The organism is Streptomyces sp. Root1310 (assembly GCF_001426425.1).
Lineage (GTDB): Bacteria > Actinomycetota > Actinomycetes > Streptomycetales > Streptomycetaceae > Streptomyces.
In genome coordinates, this window is record NZ_LMEQ01000001.1 from 163,862 (window position 1) to 189,188 (window position 25,327).

Sequence of the window (25,327 nt, forward strand, 5' to 3'; positions counted from 1 at the left end):
TCAGGACTCCTGGGTGAGGGAGACGAGCACGTCGTCCCCTTCGATCTTTACGGGGTATACGGGGACGGGGCGCGTCGCGGGAAGGCCGGACGGCTTGCCGGTGCGGAGGTCGAAGCTGGAGCCGTGCAGCCAGCACTCGATCTGACAGTCCTCCACCTCGCCCTCGGAGAGCGAGACGTTCGCGTGGGAGCAGATGTCGTGGATGGCGAACACCTCCCCCTCGGTCTGTACGACCGAGACCGGCGTGCCGTCGAGTTCCACCCGTTTCGGGGTGTCCTCCTCCAGCTCGCTCAGCCCGCAGGCGCGTACGAAGGCCGTCATCAGACCGTGGCCTCCAGCTCGGTCTCGATCCTGGCGATCAGGCGCTCCTCGATGTCGTCGACACCGATCTGCTGGACCAGCTCGGCGAAGAAGCCGCGGACCACCAGGCGACGGGCCTCGTCGGCCGGGATGCCGCGGGCCATCAGGTAGAAGAGCTGCTCGTCGTCGAAACGGCCGGTGGCGGAGGCGTGTCCGGCACCGACGATCTCGCCGGTCTCGATCTCCAGGTTGGGCACCGAGTCGACCCGCGCGCCGTCCGTGAGGACCAGGTTGCGGTTCATCTCGTAGGTGTCCGTGCCCTCGGCCTTGGCCTCGATGAGCACGTCGCCGATCCACACGGCGTGCGCGCCGTCGCCCTGGAGGGCGCCCTTGTAGACGACGTTGGACTTGCAGTGCGGGACGTTGTGGTCGACCAGGAGGCGGTGCTCCTGGTGCTGACCTGCGTCCGTGAAGTACAGACCGAACAGCTCGGCCTCGGCTCCGGGGCCGGCGTACGCCACGCGCGGGTGGAGACGGACGAGGTCGCCGCCGAAGGTCACCACGACCGACTTGAAGGTCGCGTCGCGGCCGACGAGGGCGTTGTGCTGGGCCACGTGCACGGCCTTGTCGTCCCAGTCCTGGACGGAGACGACGGTCAGCTTCGCGCCGTCCCCGAGGACGTAGTCGACGTTGGCGGCGAGCACGGCGTCACCGGTGTGGTCGATGACGACGACGGCCTCGGCGAAGGCACCCAGCTCGATGACCTGGTGGCCGAAGGAGACCCCGCCCTCACCGTGCACCGCGATACGGATCGGCTCGGTAAGCACCGTCTCCTTGGGGACGGTGACCACGCCGGCCTTCTCGAACGCGGAGTACGCCTGGGCGGCGACCCGGTCCACCGGGGTGCCTGCCTTCCCGAGGCGCGGGTCGTCGCGGTCCACGAGTTCGACGGTGACGCCCTCGGGCGCCTCGACGGCGACCTTCACGGCGTCGCCGGTCGCGACGGCGGTGCCGTCGTGCAGCCCGCGCAGCCGCTCCAGCGGCGTGAACCGCCACTCCTCCTCGCGACCGTGCGGGACCGGGAAGTCCGCCACGTCGAAGGAGGCGGGCGCGCTCATGCGCGTGGCGACGGTCGACTCGGCGGCCACCGCGATCTGGCCCGCGGTGGTGGAGCCCACAGGTGGGGGTCCCCCCGGTCGAGTGGATTCGAGATTGGGGGCGTTCTGAGCCTCAGCCATGGCTGTCGGTCTGCTCTCTTCCTACGTCAGGTTTCGCTGGCTGCTTATGGGTGCCGGTCTTAACCGACCGCGCCTTCCATCTGCAGCTCGATCAGCCGGTTGAGCTCGAGGGCGTACTCCATGGGCAGCTCCTTCGCGATGGGCTCGACGAAGCCGCGCACGATCATCGCCATCGCCTCGAACTCGGTCATGCCCCGGCTCATCAGGTAGAAGAGCTGGTCGTCGCTGACCTTGGAGACGGTGGCCTCGTGGCCCATGGACACGTCGTCCTCACGGACGTCCACGTAGGGGTACGTGTCGGAGCGGGAGATGGTGTCGACGAGCAGCGCGTCGCACAGCACGTTGGACTTGGAGCCGTGGGCGCCCTCGCCGATCTCGACGAGACCGCGGTAGGACGTCCGGCCGCCACCGCGCGCGACGGACTTCGACACGATGTTGGACGAGGTGTTCGGCGCCATGTGGACCATCTTGGAGCCGGCGTCCTGGTGCTGGCCCTCGCCGGCGAAGGCGATGGAGAGGGTCTCGCCCTTGGCGTGCTCGCCCATCAGGTAGACGGCCGGGTACTTCATCGTCACCTTGGAGCCGATGTTGCCGTCGATCCACTCCATGGTCGCGCCCTCGTACGCCACGGCGCGCTTGGTGACCAGGTTGTAGACGTTGTTCGACCAGTTCTGGATGGTCGTGTAACGGCAGCGGGCGTTCTTCTTGACGATGATCTCGACCACGGCGCTGTGCAGCGAGTCCGACTTGTAGATCGGGGCCGTACAACCCTCGACGTAGTGCACGTAGGCGCCCTCGTCGACGATGATCAGGGTCCGCTCGAACTGGCCCATGTTCTCCGTGTTGATACGGAAGTAGGCCTGGAGCGGGATCTCCACGTGCACGCCCTTCGGCACGTAGATGAAGGATCCGCCGGACCACACCGCGGTGTTCAGCGACGCGAACTTGTTGTCGCCGACCGGGATGACGGTGCCGAAGTACTCCTTGAAGAGCTCCGGGTGCTCCTTCAGCGCGGTGTCGGTGTCGAGGAAGATGACGCCCTGCTCCTCCAGGTCCTCACGGATCTGGTGGTAGACGACCTCCGACTCGTACTGGGCCGCGACACCGGCGACGAGGCGCTGCTTCTCCGCCTCCGGGATGCCGAGCTTGTCGTACGTGTTCTTGATGTCCTCGGGCAGGTCCTCCCAGGACTCCGCCTGCTTCTCCGTGGAGCGCACGAAGTACTTGATGTTGTCGAAGTCGATGCCCGACAGGTCCGAGCCCCAGTTGGGCATGGGCTTCTTGCCGAAGAGCCGCAGGCCCTTGAGGCGCAGCTTGGTCATCCACTCCGGCTCGGACTTCTTGGCCGAGATGTCGCGGACGACGTCCTCGTTGATGCCGCGCTTCGCAGAGGCGCCGGCCGTGTCGGAGTCGGCCCAGCCGTATTCGTACTTACCCAGGCCCTCGAGTTCGGGGTGGGCAGTCTCCGTGGGGAGAGTCATGCGGGGTTCCTCCCGGCCGTGCTTGCAGATGCGTTGTGAGTGGCTGTGGAAACTTTGGGGATGAACGTCGTGCACACGCCGTCGCCGTGGGCGATGGTCGCCAGTCGCTGGACGTGCGTCCCGAGCAGCTGGGAGAAGATCTCGGTCTCCGCCTCGCAGAGCTGCGGGAACTTCTCGGCGACATGGGCGACGGGGCAGTGGTGCTGGCACAGCTGCTCGCCGACCGGTGCGCTGCGCGCCGTAGCAGCGTACCCGTCCGCGCTCAGGGCCTTGGCCAGGGCTTCGGTCCGCTCTTCCGGAGCGGCCGCCTCGATGGCCGCGCGGTACCCGGCGGCCTGTTCGGCGATCCGCGCGCGGGCGAAGGCGACGACGGCCTCGTCCCCGCCGAAGCGCTCCTGGATCCAGCTCAGGGCGTCCGCGGCGAGCTTGTCGTAGGACTGGTCGAAGGCGTCACGGCCGCAGTCGGTGAGGGCGAAGGCCTTGGCGGGGCGCCCGCGCGTCCGTGCTCCGTACACCCGCTGCTCACGGGCTGCCACGACGTCGTCGGCGACCAGCGCGTCGAGATGCCGGCGTACGGCGGCCTGGGTGAGGCCCAGCCGGCCGGCCAGCTCGGCGACGGTCGACGGCCCGTGGTCCAGGATGGACCGCGCGACCCGGTTGCGCGTCGAGCGCTCACCGGTCGCGATCTCCTCCTGGGGGGTCCCCGTGGGGGTCTCCCGAGCCTCGCCGACGTTTTTCACAACGCCATTGTTGCGTAATTCCTCAGACACAGGCAACCCGCGTCCGGATCGACGGGCGGTGCCCTGCGTCACTTAGGTAAACCTAATCTGACCTGCGAAAACGATCTCCGGCCGATCCGGGGAAGCCTGCGTCGCGATAAAAGCACTGGCCTGCGGAGCCCCCGTCCAGGACACTGCCGAACCATGCCCACACCCCCTCCCACCGGCCCACTTGTCACCCGTGACACCCTCGCCGCGGAGCTTCGCGCACTGGGTGTCGAACCCGGAGAAATCCTCCTCGTGCACTCCTCGCTCAGTTCGCTCGGCTGGGTCTGCGGGGGCGCCGTCGCGGTCGTCCGGGGACTGCTCGACGCGATCGGCCCGGACGGCACACTCGTGGTCCCCACCCAGTCCGGCGACCTGTCCGACCCGGCCCTGTGGAGCAATCCGCCGGTCCCCGCGCAGTGGTGGGAGCGGATACGGGCGACCATGCCCGCCTACGACCCCCTCATCACTCCCGCACTGGGGGTGGGCGTGATCCCGGAGACGGTCCGCACCTGGCCCGGCGCGCTGCGCAGCGCCCACCCGCAGACCTCGTTCGCGGCGCTCGGGGCCCGGGCCGCGGAACTGGTCGAGGGGCACGCCCCGGACTGCCGGCTCGGCGAGCGCAGCCCGCTGGCCCGGCTGGAGAAGGCGGGGGCACGGGTCCTGCTGCTCGGCGCCGGCTACGCCACCTGCACCAGCTTCCATCTGGCCGAGTACCGGATCCCGGCCCCGCTCGTCGAGGTGGGCCGGCCGGGGCCGGGCGGGACGTGGGAGAGGGTGACCGAGGTGTCCATCGACTCCGACCGCTTCGACGAGCTGGGCCATGACTTCGAACGCGACCGTGACGTCGTACGGGGCACCGTCGGGGCGGCCGACGTACGGCTGTTTCCGGTCGCGGACGCGGTGGCCTACGCACAGCGGTGGCTGCCGCTGCACCGCTCCCGCGAGGAGGAACTCTGAAGCGGTGCGCCCTTCGCGGGCCTGCGCCGCCGTCGCGTCCGGCCGGTTCCCGCACCCCCCGGTCCGAGCCCCCGACCGCGAACCTAGACTCTTGAGCCATGCGAAGTGAGCCTGTCGTCCGGGTCGAGGCCCTGGTGAAGCGGTACGGGACCAAGACCGCGGTGAACGGCCTCGACCTGACGGCCCGGGCGGGCGTCACCGCCGTCCTCGGACCCAACGGCGCCGGCAAGTCGACCACCGTCGAGACCTGCGAGGGGTACCGCAGGCCGGACGCCGGCACGGTGCGCGTCCTCGGCCTCGATCCGCAGAGACAGGCCTCCGACCTGCGCCCCCGGATCGGCGTGATGCTCCAGTCGGGAGGCGTGTACTCCGGCGCCCGGGCCGACGAGATGCTCCGGCACGTGGCCGGGCTGCACGCCCACCCCCTGGACGTCGACGCCCTCGTCGAGCGTCTCGGCCTCGGATCCTGCGGCCGGACGACGTACCGCCGTCTCTCCGGCGGCCAGCAGCAGCGGCTCGCGCTGGCGATGGCCGTCGTCGGCCGCCCGGAGCTGGTGTTCCTCGACGAGCCGACGGCCGGCCTCGACCCGCAGGCCCGCCGTGCCACCTGGGACCTCGTGCGGGACCTGCGGACGGACGGCGTCTCCGTCATCCTGACCACCCACCACATGGACGAGGCCGAGCAGCTCGCCGACGACGTCGCGATCATCGACGCGGGCCGGGTCATCGCCCAGGGCTCCCCCGAGGAGCTGTGCCGCGGCGGCGCCGAGAACACCCTGCGCTTCACCGGCCGGCCCGGCCTCGACGTGACCTCCCTGCTCAAGGCCCTGCCCGCCGACAGCTCGGCCGCCGAGCTCACCCCCGGGTCCTACCGGGTGACGGGCAAGGTCGACCCCCAGCTGCTGGCGACGGTCACCTCGTGGTGCGCGCAGCACGGGGTGATGCCGGACCGGATCTCGGTCGAACGGCACACCCTGGAGGACGTCTTCCTGGAACTGACCGGCAAGGAGCTGCGCTGATGACCGCCACGGGTACCTACACCCCCCGGCCCGGCGCGGCTCCGCTGCCCCGCATGATCGCGGCACAGGCGGTGCTGGAGACGAAGATGCTCCTGCGCAACGGCGAGCAGCTGCTGCTCACCGTCGTGATCCCCACCCTGCTGCTGGTGCTGTTCAGCAGCGTGGACATCATCGACACCGGCGCGGGCGAGGCGGTGGACTTCCTCGCGCCCGGCATCCTCGCGCTCGCCGTGGTGTCGACGGCCTTCACCGGCCAGGCCATCGCGACCGGCTTCGAACGCCGCTACGGGGTGCTGAAGCGGCTCGCCGCCTCTCCCCTGCCCCGCTGGGGCCTGATGGCGGCGAAGACGCTGTCGGTGCTGGTCACGGAGATCCTCCAGGTGATCCTCCTGACGGCGATCGCCTTCGCCCTCGGCTGGAACCCGCACGGCAACCCGGCGGCCGTCCTGCTGCTCCTGATCCTCGGCACGGCCGCCTTCTCGGGCCTCGGCCTGCTGATGGCGGGCACCCTGAAGGCGGAGGCGACGCTGGCCGCGGCCAACCTGGTCTTCCTGCTGCTGCTGGTGGGGGGCGGGGTGATCGTCCCGCTCGACAAGTTCCCGCCCGGCGCCCAGGACGTGCTCGGTCTGCTGCCCGTCTCGGCCCTCTCGGACGGACTGCGGGACGTGCTCCAGCACGGCGCGGGCATGCCCTGGGGCGACCTGGGGATCCTCGCGGTGTGGGCCGTCGTGGGACTCGCGGCGGCCGGCCGGTTCTTCCGCTGGGAGTAGCGGGGCGCCCGGACCGGGGGACCCTCGTGAACGCGTGCACAAGCGGGCGCCTACGATGGGGCGCGTGCCAAACGTGACCCGTGCCGACGCCGTAGCCGCCGTGCGCAACCCGCTCGCCTTCATCGCCGAACGCTGGACCCCCACCCGCCGGACCGTTCAGCGGGCGGCGCTGTACCCGCTCGTGATGTCGGTGGTCATCGTGGTCACCGGCGGTGCCGTCCGGCTCACGGGCTCCGGCCTGGGCTGCCCGACCTGGCCGAAGTGCACCGACGACTCGCTGACCGCGACCGGCGCGATGGGCTTCCACGGCGCCATCGAGTTCGGCAACCGCATGCTGACGTACGTGCTGTGCGCGGCCGTCGGCTGGGCGATCATCGCCGCGCGCTCCGAGAAGCCGTACCGGCGGAGCCTGACCCGGCTGGGCTGGGCGCAGTTCTGGCTGGTGATGAGCAACGCCGTGCTCGGCGGGATCGTGGTGCTGGTCGGCCTCAACCCGTACACGGTCGCGGCGCACTTCCTGGCCGCCACGGCGCTGCTCGCGGTCGCCGCGGTGATGTGGCAGCGCGCCCGGGAGGGCGACGGGGAGCCCCGGCCGCTGGTCGGCAAGCCCGTGCAGCAGCTGGTGTGGTTCCTGGTCGCCGCCTCGACGCTGCTGATCGGCGTCGGCACGGTGGTGACCGGCGCGGGCCCGCACGCCGGTGACTCCAGCGAGGTCGAGCGGATGCCGCTGGACTGGGAGACGGTCGCCAAGCTGCACGCCGTGCTCGCCTGGATCGTCGTGACGCTGACCTTCGCCCTGTGGTTCATCCTCCGGGCGGTGGACGCGCCGAAGAACCCGCTGGACCGCACCCGGGACCTGTTCCCGGTGCTGCTCGGGCAGGGTCTCATCGGCTACGTCCAGTACTTCACGGATCTTCCCGAGGCCCTGGTCGGGCTGCACATGCTCGGCTCCTGCCTGGTGTGGATCGCGGTGCTGCGCGTGCTGCTGGCGCTGCGCGAGCGCCCCGCAACGACGATCGACCTGCCGGGCCCGGCGGCCGAGGCGACGGTCGGCACGCGCGCGTGAGTCATCCGGGTCTCACGCGTACGAGGTGACCAGCGCGTCGATCGCCGGCCCCAGGTAGTCCCGGGCCAGCTCGGCGCGTCGGGCGGGCCACGTCTCGTCGGCCGGCCCGTCCCCCTCGTCGTAGCGTCGGCGCGCGATGTCCGCCACGACCTCCGAGGGCGCCCCCAGCGCGGGCAGCTCGTCGAGGGCCTCGCGCTTGGAGATCAGCCGGCCGTCCCGCACGGTCACCGTGGCCCGCGCGAAGGTCAGCAGCCCCAGGTCGACCCAGACGTTCTCGCGCCACAGGTGGGCCTTGTCGACGGCGGGCCGCCAGAAGTCCCGCTGGTCACGGACGACGAATTCGCCGAGTGCGCGGTCCGGCACCGGCGGCAGGAGCGCGCCGGGCGGCTTCCCGTACAGCACCCGGCCGAACGTGTGCAGCTCGCGCCGCGTCACCGGGGTGACCGTCCGCCGGAACAGCCGGCTGTGCGCCCAGGTCAGGTGCCGCCGCTCCGGATCGGCCGCCCGGTCGGGGGTCAGATAGGTGCAGTGCAGCAGCGGGGCGAGCGGCTCGTTGCGCAGGCGGGCGTGCAGCCGGCCCAGCCGCCACACCGCGCGCGGGGTGACGGGCCCCGTCAGGACCGCGATGAGGTCCAGGTCGCTGCGGCCCTCCTGGTAGTCGCCTCCGGCGAGCGAGCCGTGGGCCCACACGGCGACGGGGTCCAGGGCCTGCAGGCCGAAGAGAAAACGGTCCAGTAATGCTTCCGTGCGGCTGGTCATGCGCCCAGTCTGTCCACCTCAGCCGAGCCCGTACACCCGGCGCGCGTTGCCCGCCGCGATCAGTCCCGCCACCCGTTGCGCGTCCGCCGGCGACCACGCGCCCTCCACGACCCAGCCGCCGAGCACCCGGGCCAGTGCCTCGCGGAACAGCCGCGCCCCGACCACGTGCAGCTCGGGCAGCCCGCCGGCCCCGCTGGAGAAGAGGATCTTGCCGAAGGGAGCCAGCTCCAGGATCTCCGCCAGGATCGTCGCGGCTCGCGCGCCGGTCCGTACGAGGGCGGCGCCGGAGTCGGCGTACACATGCGGGAAGACGCCCGCGAGGTGGGCGGCGTGCCGGTGGTAGGGGTAGCCGTGCAGCAGGACGAGGTCGGTGCCGAGGCCGGCCGTGGCCCGCACGAAGTCCGTCAGCAGCACCGGATCCGTGCGGTCGACGCGCGCCCCCGGCTCGCCGAGTCCCGCGTGCAGCTGGAGGGGCAGCCCCGAGGCGACGGCGATCCACAGCAGGTGGCGCAGCAGCACCGGGTCGCTCAGCTCGCCGCCGACCCTGCGGCCCGCCAGCCAGCGGCTCGCCGCGCCCCGCACCTCCCCCGGTCCGGGCGGCTCGGGCGCGAGGGCGAGGCCGTGCCGGACCCCCGCGACGGAGGCGAAGGCCACGGCGTTCGCGGCGGCCCCGTGGACCGACTCGGCGAGGTTGGCCAGGAAGGACTCGACCGTGCCGGAGGTGTCGGCGACCTGCTCGGCGAGGGGCTCCAGGCGCACGATCTCCCGCGCCTCGGCGGCGCCGGCCGAGGCGAGCTCGCCCGGTCCGGTGAGGTCACCGGGCAGGCCCGTGTCGACCAGGTACGTCGTGATGCCGCTGCCGCGCAGCAGCCGGCGGCCCGCTTCCAGTACGCCGAGTTCCCGACGGCGGGCGAGATATCGGGCGGGCGGCGCGTGCGGTTCCAGACCGAGGAGCGGGGGGCACCAGCGGCGTACCGCGAACCCGGTCTGGGTGTCGAACAGCGTCGTGCCCGGGGCCGGCGGGCCCTCGGTGCGGGCCAACTGGGCCTCGAAGGTACCGAGACCCAGCTCCGTTCTCAGGATGCCGTGGCAGTACTGGTCCACCAAGGACGGCGTTTCGATCATCCGGACTCCCCGGGGACGGACCACGTAGTTCCTACGGGTCCTAACGGGTGACCGGGGTGTCAGGTTGTTGCTGCTCAGCCGTTCTTCGGTCCGCCGACCTGGATTCCGGCCATCCGGGTCCACTCGTACGGCCCCGTCTTCACCTTCGCCGCGAACTCGCCGTCGAAGGTCTCGTGGACGGTGACGCCGGCCTTCCCGACGGCCAGCTCGGCCACGGCGACCGAGGGGGCCACGAGGTCGCCCCAGCCGCCGTCGTCGCCGACCAGGACGATACGGGCGCCGCGCTCGCCGATGTACGCGATCTGGCCCTCGGCCCCGCCGTGCTGCTTGGCGAAGGCGCTGATCTGCTTGGCGAGCCGGGCCGCCCTGCGCTCGGCCTTCGCGGCCTGCTTGGCGTCTGCGGTCTCGTCAGCCTGCTTGGTGTCTGCCATGTCCAGGATGCTACCGACGGGTAGATCGAACGGCGACGGCCGGGGTGCGTGGTGTTGACCACGCACCCCGGCCGTTCGTCGATTCTGCGACGGGAACGTGGAGGGGTCAGCGCAGGAAGGGGTCCACGGCGACCGCCACGAACAGCAGCGACACATAGGTGATGGACCAGTGGAACAGCCGCATCTCCTTCAGCTTCCCGCCCGTCGCCTCCGCCTTCGCGCGGCTCTGGAGCGCGTGCGCCTCCCACAGCCACCAGCCGCCCGCCACCAGCGCGACCGAGGTGTAGAACCACCCGGTGTAGCCCAGCGGGGTCAGCAGCAGCGAGACGGCGACCATCACCCAGCTGTAGAGGACGATCTGCTTGGCGACGGTCTTGTTGGAGGCGACGACCGGCAGCATCGGCACGCCCACGCGCGCGTAGTCGTCCCTGACCTTCATGGACAGCGGCCAGTAGTGCGGCGGCGTCCAGAAGAACATGACGAGGAAGAGCACGACCGGTGCCCAGGACACCGAGTTCGTCACGGCCGACCAGCCGATCAGCACCGGCATGCAGCCGGCGATGCCGCCCCACACGATGTTCTGCGAGGTACGGCGCTTGAGGATCATCGTGTAGACGACGACGTAGAAGAGGAGCGCCCCGAGGGCGAGCCAGGCCGACAGCCAGTTGACGGTCAGACCGAACAGGAGTGTGGAGACCACCGCGAGGGTGATGCCGAAGGCGAGGCATTCACGCGGGCTGACCATTCCGGTGACCAGCGGGCGCTGCGAGGTGCGGTCCATCAGCGCGTCGATGTCGCGGTCGATGTACATGTTCAGCGCGTTGGCGCCGCCTGCGGACAGATAACCGCCGAGGCAGGTCAGCACCACCAGACCCAGGTCCGGAACGCCCTGCTGCGCCAGGAACATCACCGGGACGGTGGTGATCAGCAGCAGCTCGATGATCCGCGGCTTGGTCAGCGCCACGAACGCCTTCGCCCGGGCCCCGAACGGCCGCCGGCTCGGGCTCTGACTCGCCCCGACAATCCCCACTGGACGGGATTCAACGGCCGTCACGCACACCCCTGACAGAGACTCCCAGCAAGCCTCCCCGTGTGAATGCGGGGTAAAGGCTCGCGCGTACCACGCCACTGTAGACGTTGCCCAGACCCCGACATTCGCGGGGGTGGGGTCGTGTTGGACAGCACCTGCGGAAGAGCCGGGGGCCACTCTGTTGAGCACTCGTACGAGCGGCTCCGTATTCACTTGCCGAACAGGGAACACACCGGTCGGCAGGCGGATCACCAAGTCTCCCGGCAGTCTGGAATGACTCGAAAAAATGCACGTTCTCACGGGGGTAGGCTCGACAACGGCCGGTGGGCGCCGCGTGCACCGGCATTCGACATGCGTGACATGTGGAGAGGAGCCCTGACCCAGGGTGAGCACCAAGCCGACCACCACAGACCTCGAGTGGACCGAGTTGGACCAGCGGGCCGTGGACACCGCCCGCGTCCTGGCCGCCGACGCCGTACAGAAGGTCGGCAACGGCCATCCCGGTACGGCGATGAGCCTGGCGCCTGCCGCGTACACCCTCTTCCAGAAGGTGATGCGGCACGACCCGGCGGACGCCGACTGGGTCGGCCGCGACCGCTTCGTGCTGTCCGCGGGCCACTCGTCCCTGACGCTCTACACCCAGCTGTACCTGGCCGGCTTCGGCCTGGAGCTGGACGACCTGAAGGCGTTCCGCACCTGGGGTTCGAAGACGCCGGGTCACCCGGAGTACGGCCACACCACGGGCGTCGAGACGACGACCGGCCCGCTGGGCCAGGGCGTCGCGAACGCCGTGGGCATGGCGATGGCCGCCCGCTACGAGCGCGGTCTGTTCGACCCGGAGACCCCGGTCGGCGAGTCGCCGTTCGACCACTTCGTCTACGCGATCGCCGGTGACGGCTGCCTCCAGGAGGGCATCTCCGCCGAGGCGTCCTCCATGGCCGGTCACCAGAAGCTCGGCAACCTGATCCTGCTGTGGGACGACAACCACATCTCGATCGAGGGCGACACCGAGACGGCCGTCTCCGAGGACACCGTCAAGCGCTACGAGGCGTACGGCTGGCATGTGCAGCGCGTCGCCCCCAAGCCGGACGGCGACCTGGACCCGCACGCCCTCTACGACGCGATCGAGGCCGCGAAGCAGGTGACGGACAAGCCGTCCTTCATCGCGATGCGCTCGATCATCGCCTGGCCCGCGCCGAACGCGCAGAACACCGAGGCCGCCCACGGCTCGGCGCTCGGCGACGACGAGGTCGCGGCCACCAAGCGCGTCCTCGGCTTCGACCCGGAGCAGTCCTTCGAGGTCGCGGACGAGGTCATCGCCCACACCAGGGGCGCCCTGGAGCGCGGCCAGGCGGCCCGCGCCGTGTGGGAGAAGTCCTTCCAGCAGTGGCGGGACAACAACCCCGACCGCGCCGCCGAGTACGAGCGCGTCGCCGCGGGCGAGCTGCCCACCGGCTGGGAGGAGAAGCTCCCGGTCTTCGAGCCCGGCAAGGGCGTCGCCACCCGTGCCGCGTCCGGCAAGGTGCTCCAGGCGCTCGGCGCGGTCATCCCCGAGCTGTGGGGCGGCTCCGCCGACCTCGCGGGTTCCAACAACACGACGATCGACAAGACGTCGTCGTTCCTGCCCGAGGGCAACCCGCTGCCGGAGGCGAGCCCGTACGGCCGCACGGTGCACTTCGGTATCCGCGAGCACTCCATGGCCGCGGAGATGAACGGCATCGCGCTGCACGGCAACACCCGTATCTACGGCGGCACGTTCCTCGTGTTCTCCGACTACATGCGCAACGCCGTACGCCTGTCGGCGCTGATGCACGTGCCGGTCACGTACGTGTGGACGCACGACTCCATCGGCCTCGGCGAGGACGGCCCGACGCACCAGCCGGTCGAGCACCTGGCCTCGCTGCGCGCCATCCCGGGCCTGAACGTCGTCCGCCCGGCCGACGCCAACGAGACGGCGATCGCCTGGCGCGAGATCCTCAAGCGCTGGACGAAGGTCTTCGGCAAGGGCGCCCCGCACGGTCTGGTCCTCACCCGCCAGGGCGTGCCGACCTACGAGCCCGACGAGAACGCGGCCAAGGGCGGGTACGTCCTGTTCGAGGCCTCCACGGGGACGCCCGAGGTGCTCCTCATCGCGACCGGCTCCGAGGTGCACGTCGCCGTCGAGGCGCGCGAGCGGCTGGAGGCCGAGGGTGTGCCCACCCGCGTGGTGTCCATGCCGTCCGTGGAGTGGTTCGAGGAGCAGGACCAGGGGTACCGGGACAGCGTCCTGCCCCCCTCCGTCAAGGCCCGCGTCTCGGTCGAGGCGGGTATCGGTCTCACCTGGCACAAGTACGTCGGGGACGCCGGCCGCATCGTTTCCCTGGAGCACTTCGGTGCTTCCGCCGATGGCAAGGTCCTCTTCCAGGAGTACGGCTTCACTGCGGAGAACGTGGCCGCCAAGGCACGGGAATCCCTCGCCGCCGCCCAGCGCTGACGCTCACATACGACACGTAGGAGATGTAATTCCATGACAGACGCACTCAAGCGCCTCTCCGAAGAAGGCGTCGCGATCTGGCTGGACGACCTGTCGCGCAAGCGGATCACGTCCGGCAACCTGGCCGAACTGATCGACCAGCAGCACGTCGTGGGCGTCACCACCAACCCGTCGATCTTCCAGAAGGCGATCTCGCAGGGCGACGGCTACGACCTGCAGCTCGCCGACCTCGCCGCCCGCAAGGTCACCGTCGAAGAGGCCATCCGCATGATCACGACGGCGGACGTCCGCGACGCCGCCGACATCCTGCGCCCGGTCTTCGACGCCACCGGCGGCCAGGACGGCCGGGTCTCGATCGAGGTCGACCCGCGCCTGGCGCACCACACCAAGCCGACGGTCGCCGAGGCCAAGCAGCTCGCCTGGCTGGTCGACCGCCCCAACACGCTCATCAAGATCCCGGCCACGATGGGCGGCCTCCCGGCGATCACCGAGGTCATCGGCCTCGGCATCAGCGTCAACGTCACGCTGATCTTCTCGCTGGAGCGCTACCGCCAGGTCATGGACGCCTACCTGGCCGGCCTGGAGCAGGCCAAGGAGCGCGGCCTGGACCTGTCGAAGATCCACTCCGTGGCGTCCTTCTTCGTGTCCCGCGTGGACACCGAGATCGACAAGCGGCTCGACGCGCTCGGCACCGACGAGGCCAAGGCCGCCCGCGGCAAGGCGGGCCTCGCCAACGCCCGGCTCGCCTACCAGGCGTACGAGGAGGTCTTCGCCGGCGAGCGCTGGGCCGCGCTGGAGAAGGCGGGCGCCAACAAGCAGCGTCCGCTGTGGGCCTCCACCGGTGTGAAGGACCCCGCCTACAAGGACACCCTGTACGTGGACGACCTGGTGGCGCCGAACACGGTGAACACCATGCCGGAGGCGACCCTGTTCGCCGCCGAGGACCACGGCTCGATCACCGGCAACACCGTCGCCGGCACCTACGAGCAGGCCCGCGCCGAGATCGACGCCGTCGAGAAGCTCGGCATCTCCTACGACGAGGTGGTCCAGCTCCTCGAGGACGAGGGCGTCGACAAGTTCGAGGCGTCCTGGAACGACCTGCTCAAGTCGACCGAGGCGGAGCTCCAGCGCCTCGCCCCCTCGGAGGGCTGAACTCTGTCGAGCAGCAACCCGCTGCGTGACCCCGCAGACCGACGGCTCCCGCGTATCGCGGGGCCGTCGGGCCTGGTCATCTTCGGCGTCACGGGCGATTTGTCCCGGAAGAAGCTCATGCCCGCCGTGTACGACCTCGCCAACCGGGGTCTGCTGCCGCCGGGCTTCTCGCTGGTCGGCTTCGCCCGCCGCGAGTGGGAGCACGAGGACTTCGCACAGGAGGTCCACGACGCGGTCAAGGAGCACGCCCGCACGCCCTTCCGCGAGGAGGTCTGGCAGCAGCTCGTCCAGGGCATGCGCTTCGTGCAGGGCACCTTCGACGACGACGACGCCTTCGAGCGGCTGCGCAGCACGATCGAGGAACTCGACAAGGCGCAGGGCACGGGCGGCAACTTCGCCTTCTACCTGTCCGTGCCGCCGCGGTCCTTCCCGGTGGTCATCCAGCAGCTGAAGAAGCACGGACTGGCCGACCAGACGAGCGGCTCCTGGCGGCGCGCGGTCATCGAGAAGCCCTTCGGCCACGACCTCGCCTCGGCCGAGGAGCTCAACAAGGTCGTCCACGAGGTCTTCGGCTCGGACCAGGTCTTCCGCATCGACCACTACCTGGGCAAGGAGACCGTCCAGAACATCATGGCGCTGCGCTTCGCCAACACGATGTTCGAGCCGATCTGGAACCGGTCCTTCGTGGACCACGTGCAGATCACGATGGCCGAGGACATCGGCATCGGCGGCCGGGCCGGCTACTACGACGGCATCGGCGCCGCCCGTGACGTCATCCAGAACCACCCTCACGGCCATGGAGGAGCCGGCCTCCTTCGACGCGGACGCGCTGGCCGCCGAGAAGACCAAGGTGCTCGGCGCCGTGCGGCTGCCGAAGGACCTGGGCCTCGCCACCGTGCGCGCACAGTACGCGGCCGGGTGGCAGGGCGGCGAGAAGGCCGTCGGCTACCTCGAAGAGGACGGCATCGACCCCAAGTCGAAGACCGACACCTACGCGGCCGTCAAGCTCGAGGTCGACAACCGCCGCTGGGCGGGCGTCCCCTTCTATCTGCGCACCGGCAAGCGCCTGGGCCGCCGGGTCACCGAGATCGCGGTGGTCTTCCAGCGCGCCCCGCACTCCCCCTTCGACTCCACGGCGACCGAGGAGCTCGGCGCGAACGCGATCGTCATCCGCGTCCAGCCCGACGAGGGCATCACGGTCCGCTTCGGCTCGAAGGTGCCCGGCACCTCGATGGAGATCCGGGACGTGTCGATGGACTTCGCCTACGGCGAGTCCTTCACGGAGTCCTCGCCCGAGGCCTACGAGCGCCTCATCCTCGACGTGCTGCTGGGCGACTCGAACCTCTTCCCCCGCACGGAAGAGGTGGAGCTGTCCTGGAAGATCCTCGACCCGATCGAGCAGTTCTGGGACAAGAACGGCAAGCCCGCGCAGTACCCGTCGGGCACGTGGGGGCCCGTCGAGGCCGACGAGATGCTCGAGCGAGACGGACGGAGCTGGCGCCGGCCATGAAGACAGACCTCACGGACACCACTGCCAGCAAGATCAATAAGGCGTTGGTGCAGGGCAGGCGCGCGATAGGCACCCCCGCCGTCGGCATGGTGCTCACCCTCGTCGTCGTCACGGACGAGGAGAACGCCTACGACGCCCTGAAGGCCGCCAACGACGCGTCGCACGAGCACCCCTCGCGCACGCTCGTGGTCATCAAGCGCGTCTCGCGGTCCCCCCGGGGCCGCACCCAGTCCCGCCTCGACGCCGAGGTACGGCTGGGCGCGGACGCGGGCAGCGGCGAGACGGTGATCCTCCGGCTGTACGGCGAGGTCTCCGACCACGCCCAGTCCGTCGTCCTGCCGCTGCTGCTGCCGGACGCGCCGGTGGTCGTCTGGTGGTCGGTGGACGCCCCGCGCGACCCGGCGGGCGACCCGCTGGGCGCCCTGGGCCAGCGCCGCGTCACCGACAGCTACGCGGCCGAGAAGCCCATCAACGAACTGCGGGCGCGTGCCGAGAGCTACGAGCCGGGCGACACCGACCTGGCGTGGGCCCGGATCACCCCGTGGCGCTCGATGCTGGCCGCCGCCCTCGACCAGGTCAGCTGCGAGATCGTCTCCGCCGAAGTGGCGGGCGAGGAGGCCAACCCGAGTGTCGAGCTGCTCGCCATGTGGCTCGCCGACCGGCTCCATGTGCACGTCCGCCGCGCGATCTCGGCCGGTCCCGGTCTGACCCAGGTCCGGATGGAGACGACCGGCGGTCCGATCACCCTGCACCGGTCGGACGGCGCGATGGCCACGCTGGCGCTGCCGGGCCAGCCCGACCGCGCGGTGGCGCTCAAGCGCCGCGAAACGTCCGAGTTGCTCGCGGAGGAGCTGCGCAGGCTCGACCCCGACGACACCTACGCGTCCGCCCTGCGGTTCGGCGTGGACCGGCTGGGCGGGATCCAGTCGGCCGCGGAGCGGGAGGCCGAGCGGTCCGCGGCCGCCGGCCGGCCCGCGCCGTCCCTCCCGGTCCGCGCCGTGGCGGACCCGGCGGCCGCGGACCGTGACTCCGCGTCGGCTCCGCAGCCCGCCGCCCCGGCGGCCCACGGCGACGCCGACCGGCCGACTCCGGCGCAGATGCCCCCGGTCAGGAAAGCGGATCCGCAGTGAGCACTCCCCAGCTGGTCGTGCACCACGACAAGGAACTGATGGCGCAGGCCGCCGCGGCCCGTCTCATCACGAAGATCGTGGACGCCCAGGCCTCCCGGGGCCAGGCGTCCGTGGTCCTCACCGGCGGCCGCAACGGCAACGGTCTGCTGGCCGCGCTGGCCGCCGCGCCCGCCCGTGACGCCGTCGACTGGGCCCGGCTGGACCTGTGGTGGGGCGACGAGCGTTTCGTGCCCGAGGGCGACCCGGAGCGCAATGTCACGCAGGCCCGTGAGGCCCTGCTGGACTCCGTCCCGGTGGACCCGAAGCGCGTGCACGCCATGCCCGCGTCCGACGGTCCGTACGGCGCCGACGTGGAGGCGGCCGCGGCCGCCTACGCGGAGGAGCTGGCCCGCGCGGCCGGCCCCGAGAACCACGGCGACGTGCCCGCCTTCGACGTCCTGATGCTGGGCGTCGGCCCGGACACCCACGTGGCCTCGCTCTTCCCCGAGCTGCCCGCCGTGCGGGAGACCGAGCGCACGGTGGTGGGCGTGCGCGGCGCGCCCAAGCCCCCGCCGACCCGGGTCACCCTCACCCTCCCGGCGATCCGGGCGGCCCGTGAGGTGTGGCTGCTCGCCGCCGGCGAGGACAAGGCGCAGGCCGCGGCGATCGCCCTGTCCGGCGCGGGCGAGATCCAGGCCCCCGCGGCGGGCGCCCGGGGCCGCTCCCGCACCCTGTGGCTGCTGGACGCGGCGGCGGCCTCCCGGCTCCCGAGGTCGCTGTACCCTCCCGCGTCCGCCTGACGCGGTCACCGCTCCACAGAACCCGTACGGTCAACCGCCGTACGGGTTCTGCCCGTTGTGGGCCCCGTAGGACCCGTACGGGTTGCCGCCCCGGGGATACGGCTGCCCCGGGCCCGGTGCGTACGGCCGGCCGTTCGGGTTTCCGGGCTGCTGTCCGTGCCACTGGCCGTGCGGGTGCCCGTACGGATGCCCGTACGGATGCCCGTAGGGATTTCCCTGCGGCGGGACCTGCGGCGGGACCTGGGGCGGGACCTGGGGCGGCACCCCGGCGGGTGCGGGCGGCAGGGTGGCCGGGTGGGCCGCCAGCCGGATGCCGTAACGACGCTTGAGGCGGCGCATCTCCAGCAGCGCGATCGCGGTGACCGTCACCGGCGCGCCCAGGATGAAGACGATGCCCATGGTGAGGCTGAGGCCGTGCAGGTCACCGGTGACCAGATCGGGAAGGGCCATCAGCCAGGTCGTCACCGTGGCGAGCAGCGGCGGCAGACAGCGGTGCACGGCGGCGGAACCGAAGAAGTTCCCGGAGAGCCGGACGGCGCCGGCCATCACGAAGAAGGCCATCCAGAGGCCCACGAGGGTGAGCAGCATCCGCGGGACCAGCCCGAACATCTCGCTCGACCGGAAGATCCCCACGGTCGTCATGACACAGCCGATGAAGAGCAGCAGCAGCTTGAGCGAGTCGAGGAGCGGCCTCTTCAACTGCCGGACGGTGCCGGTGCGCCGCCAGACGAAGAGCATCACGCCGACCGTCACCGGGGTGAGGAAGAACAGCACGGCGGAGGCGATCGCCGTGTTCTCCAGCATCTCCTCGAAGGCGAACCCGCCCTCGACGAAGGTGTACACGCCGACGGCCGCCACCGCCCCGGCGATGACCCTGCCGCGCTTGAGCCGCTCCACCGTCGGATCGAGCGCCGGGGGTATCCACGCCGGATGGAACACCGCCCACGCCGCCTTGTGGGGCTTCAGGAACGAGCGGCGGGACAGCGAGCCGTCCGTCCAACTCCTGCGTGCACCGGCCACGTTGCTCTCCCCCGAGAGATCGGACTCATGATCGCCGGGGAGTCTACGGGAAGCGGCCGACCGCCCGCCGCCCGCTTCCCGTTTCCTCCGTACGGGCGACCGCTACCGGCCGCGCAGCTCCCGGTACCTGGCGACCAGGGCCTTGGTGGACGCGTCCAGGCCGGGAACCTCGGCGCCCTCGGTGAGGGCGGGTTCGACGCGCTTGGCGAGCACCTTGCCGAGCTCCACGCCCCACTGGTCGAAGGAGTCGATGTCCCACACCGCGCCCTGTACGAACACCTTGTGCTCGTAGAGCGCGACGAGCTGGCCGAGTACCGAGGGGGTCAGCTCGCGGGCGAGGATCGTGGTCGTCGGGTGGTCGCCCCGGAACGTCTTGTGGGCCACCAGCTCCTCCGGCACGCCCTCCGCGCGCACCTCCTCGGGCGTCTTGCCGAAGGCCAGTGCCTGGGTCTGCGCGAAGAAGTTGGCCATCAGCAGGTCGTGCTGGGCCTTGAGTTCGTCGCTCAGCTCGGCGGCCGGCTCGGCGAAGCCGATGAAGTCGGCGGGGACGAGCTTGGTGCCCTGGTGGATGAGCTGGTAGTAGGCGTGCTGCCCGTTGGTGCCCGGCGTGCCCCAGACGATCGGCCCGGTCTGCCAGTCGACCTGCCTGCCGTCCCGGCCGACGGACTTGCCGTTGGACTCCATGTCCAGCTGCTGGAGGTAGGCGGCGAACTTGGACAGATAGTGGCTGTAGGGCAGCACGGCATGCGACTGCGCGTCGTGGAAGTTGCCGTACCAGATGCCCAGCAGGCCCAGCAGCAGCGGCACGTTGGACTCGGCGGGCGCGGTCCTGAAGTGCTCGTCGACGAGGTGGAAGCCGTCGAGCATCTCGCGGAACCGGTCCGGTCCGATGGCGATCATCAGCGACAGGCCGATCGCCGAGTCGAAGGAGTAGCGACCGCCGACCCAGTCCCAGAACTCGAACATGTTGGCCGTGTCGATGCCTCTCGGCGTTCGTCGACAGGGCGACGAAGTGCTGGGCCACGGCCGTGTCGTCGCCGCCGAGCGCGTCCAGCAGCCAGCTGCGGGCCGAGGTCGCGTTGGTGATCGTCTCGATGGTGGTGAAGGTCTTCGACGCGATGATGAACAGCGTCTCCGCCGGGTCCAGGTCGCGGGTGGCCTCGTGCAGGTCGGCGCCGTCCACGTTGGACACGAAACGGACCGTGAGATCGCGGTCGGTGTAGCCGCGCAGCACCTCGTAGGCCATCGCCGGACCCAGGTCGGAGCCGCCGATGCCGATGTTCACCACGTTGCGGATGCGCCGGCCGGTGTGGCCGGTCCAGGCACCGGAGCGGACGCGGTCGGCGAAGCCGGCCATCTTGTCGAGGACCGCGTGCACCGCCGGGACGACGTTCTCCCCGTCGACCTCGATCACCGCGTCGCGCGGGGCGCGCAGGGCGGTGTGCAGGACGGCGCGGCCCTCGGTGGTGTTGATCTTCTCGCCGCGGAACATCGCGTCCCTGAGGCCGAAGACATCGGTGGCGACGGCCAGTTCACGCAGGTGCCGCAGCGTCTCGTCGGTGACGAGGTGCTTGGAGTAGTCGATGTGCAGGTCACCGACCCGTAGCGTGTATCCCGCACCGCGCTCGGGGTCGGCGGCGAACAGCTCCCGCAGCCGCACCTCGCCGAGTTCCTCGCGGTGTTTGGCCAGAGCGGTCCACTCGGGCGTCTGGTTGAGCCTCGTACGGCCGTCTGCGTTCATGTCGGACTTCAGCCCTCTTTCCTCATCTGTCCGTGCTGCGCACGCCTTGCCCCGCCGGTTCCAACCTAGTTGATCAGCGCGTCGGGTGAGCGGACGGGCCACGGTCGTACGGGACAACAACAGATACGTCCGCCCGGCCCCCGGGTATCAACGCGGCGACGGCGGGTGCGCATCACGGGGCGGAGCCCGCGTCGCCGTGCCGGCGCACACGAACAGGCCGACCGGCAGTGCGCCGGCCGGCTGGGTGACCGGTCGTCAGGCAGGCGTGGGCCCCGCCGAGGGCCTCGATGTCCACCAGGGCGCGCCGCAGGGGCGCGTGAAGGGCGCCTACTGTCGTCAGACGGCCCGCGGGTGGACATGCGCGCGCGAAACACCTCCGGCCAGGCACCCTCGGGCACCCGGCCGGTCTCGGTTCGTCAGATCTCGCCCCGCAGTTTGGCGAGCGCCTCGGCGAGGATCGCCTCGCCGTCCGCGTCGCTGCGCCGCTCCCGCACATAGGCGAGGTGTGTCTTGTAGGGCTCGGTTCGCGGCGGGTCCGGGGGGTTGTCCCGGTCCTGCCCGGCGGGAAAGCCGCAGCGCGGGCAGTCCCAGGTGTCGGGAACCTGCGCGTCGCTGGCGAAGCTGGGCACCGTTTCGTGTCCGTTGGAGCACCAGAAGGAGATGCGCAGACGCGGCGCGGACTCGCCCCGCTCGGCCTCGCCCATCGGCCCCGCCCCGACCCGGCTTCCTCGGATCGCGTTGCCACTTGCCACGGTCGTAACTCCCTGCGTGATGGTGCCGCAAAGCGAGTCGGCGTTTCGCTTCGCTGCGAGCGCCTCAGTCTACGTAAGGCCCAACGCGCGTCCAGTGATTGGAGTTACAGCTTCCACACCTAGACGCAAGCCCCATGATAGGCCGCGCTCAGCTGCGCGTACCGAACATGGGGCCTTACGTACCGGAATGTGCGTGACTGTGCGAAGCTGATCAGCTGTTCGTCTTCATGACGATGCCGAGAACGATGATGCAGGCGAACCACAGCAGACCGATCACGACGGTGATGCGGTCGAGGTTGCGCTCGGCGACCGAGGAGCCGCCGACGGAGGACTGCATGCCGCCACCGAACATGTCGGAGAGGCCGCCGCCCTTCCCCTTGTGCATCAGCACCAGCAGCATCAGCAGCAGGCTGAAGACGATCAGGGCGATCGAGAACCCCAAAACCACGGCTGGACCAACTTCCTCGGATTCGGATAACGACTCGGACGAACGACGGGGGCATAGCGACAACCGCTATGCCCCCGCAAGGGTACGACGGATCGCCGCTACCGCATACACACAGCTCGGATCACTGGTCGCGGAAGCGCACGATCTTGACGAACTCGTCGGCGTCCAGCGAGGCACCGCCGACCAGCGCGCCGTCGATGTCGGCCTGCGCCATGATCTCGGCGACGTTGCCGGACTTCACGGAGCCGCCGTACTGGATGCGGACCTTGTCGGCCAGCTCCTGGGTGTAGAGCTCGGCGATCTTGCCGCGGATGGCGGCGCAGACCTCCTGCGCGTCCTCGGCACCGCAGACCTTGCCGGTGCCGATGGCCCAGACGGGCTCGTAGGCGATCACGATGGTCTCGGCCTGCTCGGCCGGGAGGTCCTTCAGGCCGCCCTCGACCTGGGTGAGGGTGTGGGAGACGTGGTTGCCCGCCTCGCGGACGTCCAGCTCCTCACCGACACACAGGATCGGGGTCAGGCCGTGCTTGTAGGCGGCCTTGACCTTGGCGTTCACCAGTTCGTCGGTCTCGTTGTGGTACTGGCGGCGCTCGGAGTGGCCGATCGCCACGAACGTGCACTTCAGCTTGGCCAGCATCGAACCGGAGATCTCGCCGGTGTAGGCGCCGGAGTCGTGCGCCGAGATGTCCTGGGCGCCGTACTTGATCTTCAGCTTGTCGCCGTCGACCAGGGTCTGCACGGAGCGCAGGTCGGTGAAGGGCGGCAGGACGGCGACCTCGACGGCCTCGTAGTCCTTGTCGGCCAGGGCGAAGGCGAGCTTCTGGGTGTGGGCGATGGCCTCGAGGTGGTTGAGGTTCATCTTCCAGTTGCCCGCCATCAGCGGCGTGCGAGTGGTCATGCGGGGTCAGCCCTCCAGTGCGGCGAGGCCGGGGAGCGTCTTGCCCTCGAGGTATTCGAGGGAGGCGCCACCACCGGTCGAGATGTGGCCGAATGCGTTCTCGTCGAAGCCCAGGATGCGGACGGCAGCGGCGGAGTCGCCACCGCCGACGACCGTGAAGGCCGGGGAATCGATGAGGGCCTGGGCGACCGCCTTGGTGCCCTCGGCGTAGTCGGGGTGCTCGAAGACGCCCATGGGGCCGTTCCAGAAGACGGTTCCGGCGTCGGCGAGCTTCGAGGCGTACAGGGCACCGGTCTCGGGACCGATGTCGAGGCCCATCAGGTCGGCGGGGATCGCGTCCGCGGCGACGGTGACGGGGTCGGACGGGGCCTTGGTCTTCAGGTCCGGGAACCGGGCCGCGGCCACGACGTCGACGGGCACGACCAGCTCGACGCCGTTCTTCTCGGCGCGCTCGACGTACTCGGTGACGACGGGCAGCTGATCGTCCTGGACGAGGGAGGCACCGATCTCGTACCCCTTCGCCTTGAGGAAGGTGAAGGCCATGCCGCCGCCGATGAGGATGCGGTCGGCCTTGCCGAGCAGCTGGTCGATGACGGCGAGCTTGTCGGAGACCTTGGAGCCGCCGAGGGCGACGACATAGGGCCGCTTGACGTCCTCGGTGAGCTGCTTCAGGACGCCGACCTCGGTGGCGATCAGGAAGCCGGCGGCGTGCGGCAGCCGGGCCGGGAGGTCGTAGACGGAGGCGTGCTTGCGGTGCACCGCCCCGAACCCGTCGCCGACGTAGAGGTCGGCGAGTTCGGCGAGCAGGTCGGCGAAGGCGCCGCGCTCGGCGTCGTCCTTGCTGGTCTCGCCCGCGTTGAAGCGCAGGTTCTCGATGACGGCGACCTGGCCGTCGGTGAGGCCGGCGACCGTGGACCGGGCGGAATCGCCGACCGTGTCGGTCGCGAAGGCCACGGCGGAGCCGAGGAGTTCGCCCAGCCGGTCGGCGGCGGGGGCGAGGGAGAAGGCGGGGTCCGGCGCGCCCTTGGGGCGGCCCAGGTGCGAGGCGACGACCACCTTGGCGCCCGCGTCCGCGAGGGCCTTGACGGTGGGCAGGACGGCGCGGATGCGGCCGTCGTCGGTGATGGTGCCGCCGTCGAGCGGCACGTTGAGGTCGGCGCGGACGAAGACCCGCTTGCCTGCGACGCCTTCGGCGAGAAGTTCGTCGATCGTCTTCATTACGGGGGCTCCTGAAGAGGGCTCGTGGTACTCGTGATCACTCGTGGTCGCCGGCGACCGTGAGGAAGGCTGATCCGTACGTGCGTCAGGGCTCGGGCGGCGCGTCCCTGCGCCGCCCGAGCCCTGCACTCACATCGGGGTGCCCGATCCTACGATCAGAGCTGGTTGCCGACGAAGACCGTCAGGTCGACGAGGCGGTTGGAGTAGCCCCACTCGTTGTCGTACCAGCCGAGGATCTTCACCGAGTTGCCCTCCTGGACCATGGTCAGGGAGGAGTCGAAGGTGCAGGAGGCCGGGTCGCTGACGATGTCCGAGGAGACGATCGGGTCCTCGGTGTAGGCCAGGTAGCCCTTGAGGTCGCCGTCCTCGGAGGCCTTCTTGAACGCAGCGTTGACCTCGTCCTTGGTGACCTCGCGCTGGAGCGTCACGACCAGGTCGGTGGCCGAGCCGGTCGGGACCGGGACGCGCATGGCGATGCCGTCCAGCTTGCCCTTGAGCTGCGGGAGGACCAGGGCGGTGGCCTTGGCGGCACCCGTCGTGGTCGGGATGATGTTCTCGGCGGCGGCGCGGGCGCGACGCAGGTCCGAGTGCGGGAAGTCCAGGATGCGCTGGTCGTTGGTGTACGCGTGGACCGTCGTCATCAGACCCTTGACGATGCCGAAGTTCTCGTCGAGGACCTTGGCCATCGGCGCCACACAGTTGGTGGTGCAGGAGGCGTTGGAGATGACGTGGTGGTTGGCCGCGTCGTACTTGTCCTGGTTGACGCCCATCACGATGGTGATGTCCTCGTCCTTGGCCGGAGCCGAGATGAGGACCTTCTTGGCGCCGCCGGCGATGTGCTTCTCGGCGTCGGCCTTCTTGGTGAAGATGCCGGTCGACTCGATCACGATGTCGACGCCCAGGTCACCCCACGGGATGTCCGCCGGGTTGCGCTCGGACAGCACCTTGATGGTGTGACCGTCGACGGTGATCGTGTCGGCGGTGTGCGACACCTCGGCCTTGAGGCGGCCCAGGATGGTGTCGTACTTGAGCAGATGTGCGGTGGTCGCGGTGTCACCCAGGTCGTTGACAGCCACGATCTCGATGTCAGCACCCTGCTCCAGCAGCGCGCGGAAGTAGTTACGACCGATGCGGCCAAAGCCGTTGATGCCTACGCGGATCGTCACGAACCGATCTCCTCGTTGGTACGCCGGCTATGCGGTGCCGGCGAGCTGTATTTGGGATGTCCCCGACCACCCACGACCCTACCTCTCCGAGGCCGCC

General features: G+C 70.4%; 22 protein-coding genes and 2 pseudogenes. 9 read left to right on the forward strand and 15 right to left on the reverse strand.

Annotation, left to right across the window (positions count from 1 at the left end; all coding sequences use genetic code 11):
* Genes ASD48_RS00800 through ASD48_RS00815 form a run of 4 tightly spaced genes read right to left on the reverse strand, consistent with a single transcriptional unit; the run spans window position 1 to window position 3,759 of the window.
* Window positions 1–321 carry a non-heme iron oxygenase ferredoxin subunit gene (locus ASD48_RS00800; protein ID WP_057599368.1) on the reverse strand — a complete coding sequence of 107 codons (321 nt, stop codon included), beginning with the start codon at window positions 319–321 and terminating at the stop codon, window positions 1–3.
* Window positions 321–1,538, reverse strand: a complete 1,218-nt coding sequence (gene sufD, locus ASD48_RS00805) for a Fe-S cluster assembly protein SufD (protein WP_057599369.1) — start codon at window positions 1,536–1,538, stop codon at window positions 321–323. Before sufD ends, ASD48_RS00800 begins: the two co-directional genes overlap by 1 nt.
* Before the next feature lie 59 nt (window positions 1,539–1,597).
* Complete coding sequence (sufB, locus tag ASD48_RS00810) at window positions 1,598–3,019, reverse strand: Fe-S cluster assembly protein SufB (RefSeq protein WP_020130536.1); 1,422 nt, start codon at window positions 3,017–3,019, stop codon at window positions 1,598–1,600.
* Window positions 3,016–3,759, reverse strand: coding sequence for a metalloregulator ArsR/SmtB family transcription factor (locus ASD48_RS00815; RefSeq protein WP_054239144.1), 744 nt, complete (start codon window positions 3,757–3,759; stop codon window positions 3,016–3,018). Before ASD48_RS00815 ends, sufB begins: the two co-directional genes overlap by 4 nt.
* A 183-nt stretch (window positions 3,760–3,942) precedes the next feature.
* Here ASD48_RS00815 and ASD48_RS00820 point away from each other — a divergent pair, with 183 nt between their 5' ends.
* The 4 genes from ASD48_RS00820 to ASD48_RS00835 all read left to right on the forward strand — a co-directional run bounded on the left by ASD48_RS00820 (window position 3,943) and on the right by ASD48_RS00835 (window position 7,598).
* A complete protein-coding gene (locus tag ASD48_RS00820; RefSeq protein WP_057599370.1) occupies window positions 3,943–4,743 on the forward strand; it encodes an AAC(3) family N-acetyltransferase in 801 nt (266 codons plus the stop codon).
* 98 nt (window positions 4,744–4,841) lie between these two features.
* The gene (locus ASD48_RS00825) at window positions 4,842–5,762 is read left to right on the forward strand and encodes an ABC transporter ATP-binding protein (protein ID WP_057599371.1); all 921 of its coding nucleotides are present in this window, start codon (window positions 4,842–4,844) and stop codon (window positions 5,760–5,762) included.
* Complete coding sequence (locus ASD48_RS00830) at window positions 5,762–6,532, forward strand: ABC transporter permease (protein WP_063887397.1); 771 nt, start codon at window positions 5,762–5,764, stop codon at window positions 6,530–6,532. Before ASD48_RS00825 ends, ASD48_RS00830 begins: the two co-directional genes overlap by 1 nt.
* A gap of 55 nt (window positions 6,533–6,587) precedes the next feature.
* Window positions 6,588–7,598: a COX15/CtaA family protein gene (locus ASD48_RS00835; protein ID WP_057599372.1), complete on the forward strand. Its 1,011-nt coding sequence runs from the start codon at window positions 6,588–6,590 to the stop codon at window positions 7,596–7,598.
* Window positions 7,599–7,610: 12 nt separating this feature from the next.
* Here the strand turns inward: ASD48_RS00835 and ASD48_RS00840 are convergent, their stop codons facing one another.
* The 4 genes from ASD48_RS00840 to ASD48_RS00855 all read right to left on the reverse strand — a co-directional run bounded on the left by ASD48_RS00840 (window position 7,611) and on the right by ASD48_RS00855 (window position 10,973).
* Window positions 7,611–8,357, reverse strand: coding sequence for a hypothetical protein (locus ASD48_RS00840; protein ID WP_057599373.1), 747 nt, complete (start codon window positions 8,355–8,357; stop codon window positions 7,611–7,613).
* Window positions 8,358–8,375: 18 nt separating this feature from the next.
* Window positions 8,376–9,482, reverse strand: a complete 1,107-nt coding sequence (locus tag ASD48_RS00845; protein WP_057599374.1) for an amidohydrolase family protein — start codon at window positions 9,480–9,482, stop codon at window positions 8,376–8,378.
* Between the two features lie 74 nt (window positions 9,483–9,556).
* A complete protein-coding gene (locus ASD48_RS00850) occupies window positions 9,557–9,913 on the reverse strand; it encodes a hypothetical protein (RefSeq protein WP_057599375.1) in 357 nt (118 codons plus the stop codon).
* 106 nt (window positions 9,914–10,019) lie between these two features.
* Window positions 10,020–10,973, reverse strand: a complete 954-nt coding sequence (locus tag ASD48_RS00855; protein WP_057599376.1) for a heme o synthase — start codon at window positions 10,971–10,973, stop codon at window positions 10,020–10,022.
* A 355-nt stretch (window positions 10,974–11,328) separates the two neighbouring features.
* Here ASD48_RS00855 and tkt point away from each other — a divergent pair, with 355 nt between their 5' ends.
* The 5 genes and pseudogenes from tkt to pgl all read left to right on the forward strand — a co-directional run bounded on the left by tkt (window position 11,329) and on the right by pgl (window position 17,987).
* Window positions 11,329–13,416, forward strand: a complete 2,088-nt coding sequence (gene tkt, locus ASD48_RS00860) for a transketolase (RefSeq protein ID WP_057599377.1) — start codon at window positions 11,329–11,331, stop codon at window positions 13,414–13,416.
* 33 nt (window positions 13,417–13,449) lie between these two features.
* Window positions 13,450–14,568, forward strand: a complete 1,119-nt coding sequence (gene tal, locus ASD48_RS00865) for a transaldolase (protein ID WP_057599378.1) — start codon at window positions 13,450–13,452, stop codon at window positions 14,566–14,568.
* A 3-nt stretch (window positions 14,569–14,571) separates the two neighbouring features.
* Window positions 14,572–16,078, forward strand: a pseudogene (zwf, locus tag ASD48_RS00870) (glucose-6-phosphate dehydrogenase).
* Window positions 16,075–17,208 (forward strand): glucose-6-phosphate dehydrogenase assembly protein OpcA, encoded by a 1,134-nt coding sequence (opcA, locus tag ASD48_RS00875; RefSeq protein WP_057599379.1) that lies wholly within the window; start codon window positions 16,075–16,077, stop codon window positions 17,206–17,208. The pseudogene zwf and the gene opcA overlap by 4 nt, the downstream one beginning before the upstream one ends.
* Entirely contained in the window at window positions 17,205–17,987 is a 783-nt protein-coding gene (gene pgl, locus ASD48_RS00880; protein ID WP_057599380.1) for a 6-phosphogluconolactonase, read from the forward strand. The genes opcA and pgl overlap by 4 nt, the downstream gene beginning before the upstream one ends.
* A 30-nt stretch (window positions 17,988–18,017) precedes the next feature.
* Here the strand turns inward: pgl and ASD48_RS00885 are convergent, their stop codons facing one another.
* From ASD48_RS00885 to gap, 7 genes and pseudogenes are all read right to left on the reverse strand, one after another.
* Entirely contained in the window at window positions 18,018–19,007 is a 990-nt protein-coding gene (locus tag ASD48_RS00885) for a hypothetical protein (RefSeq protein ID WP_057599381.1), read from the reverse strand.
* A gap of 102 nt (window positions 19,008–19,109) precedes the next feature.
* Window positions 19,110–20,748: pseudogene (gene pgi, locus ASD48_RS00890) on the reverse strand (glucose-6-phosphate isomerase).
* Window positions 20,749–21,164: 416 nt separating this feature from the next.
* Window positions 21,165–21,500, reverse strand: a complete 336-nt coding sequence (locus tag ASD48_RS00895; protein WP_078077905.1) for an RNA polymerase-binding protein RbpA — start codon at window positions 21,498–21,500, stop codon at window positions 21,165–21,167.
* 211 nt (window positions 21,501–21,711) lie between these two features.
* Complete coding sequence (gene secG, locus ASD48_RS00900) at window positions 21,712–21,942, reverse strand: preprotein translocase subunit SecG (protein WP_020131907.1); 231 nt, start codon at window positions 21,940–21,942, stop codon at window positions 21,712–21,714.
* Between the two features lie 127 nt (window positions 21,943–22,069).
* A complete protein-coding gene (tpiA, locus tag ASD48_RS44985; protein WP_057599382.1) occupies window positions 22,070–22,846 on the reverse strand; it encodes a triose-phosphate isomerase in 777 nt (258 codons plus the stop codon).
* A gap of 6 nt (window positions 22,847–22,852) precedes the next feature.
* Entirely contained in the window at window positions 22,853–24,064 is a 1,212-nt protein-coding gene (locus tag ASD48_RS44990) for a phosphoglycerate kinase (protein WP_057599383.1), read from the reverse strand.
* Window positions 24,065–24,219: 155 nt separating this feature from the next.
* A complete protein-coding gene (gap, locus tag ASD48_RS00915; RefSeq protein WP_057580303.1) occupies window positions 24,220–25,230 on the reverse strand; it encodes a type I glyceraldehyde-3-phosphate dehydrogenase in 1,011 nt (336 codons plus the stop codon).
* Window positions 25,231–25,327 lie beyond the last annotated feature (97 nt).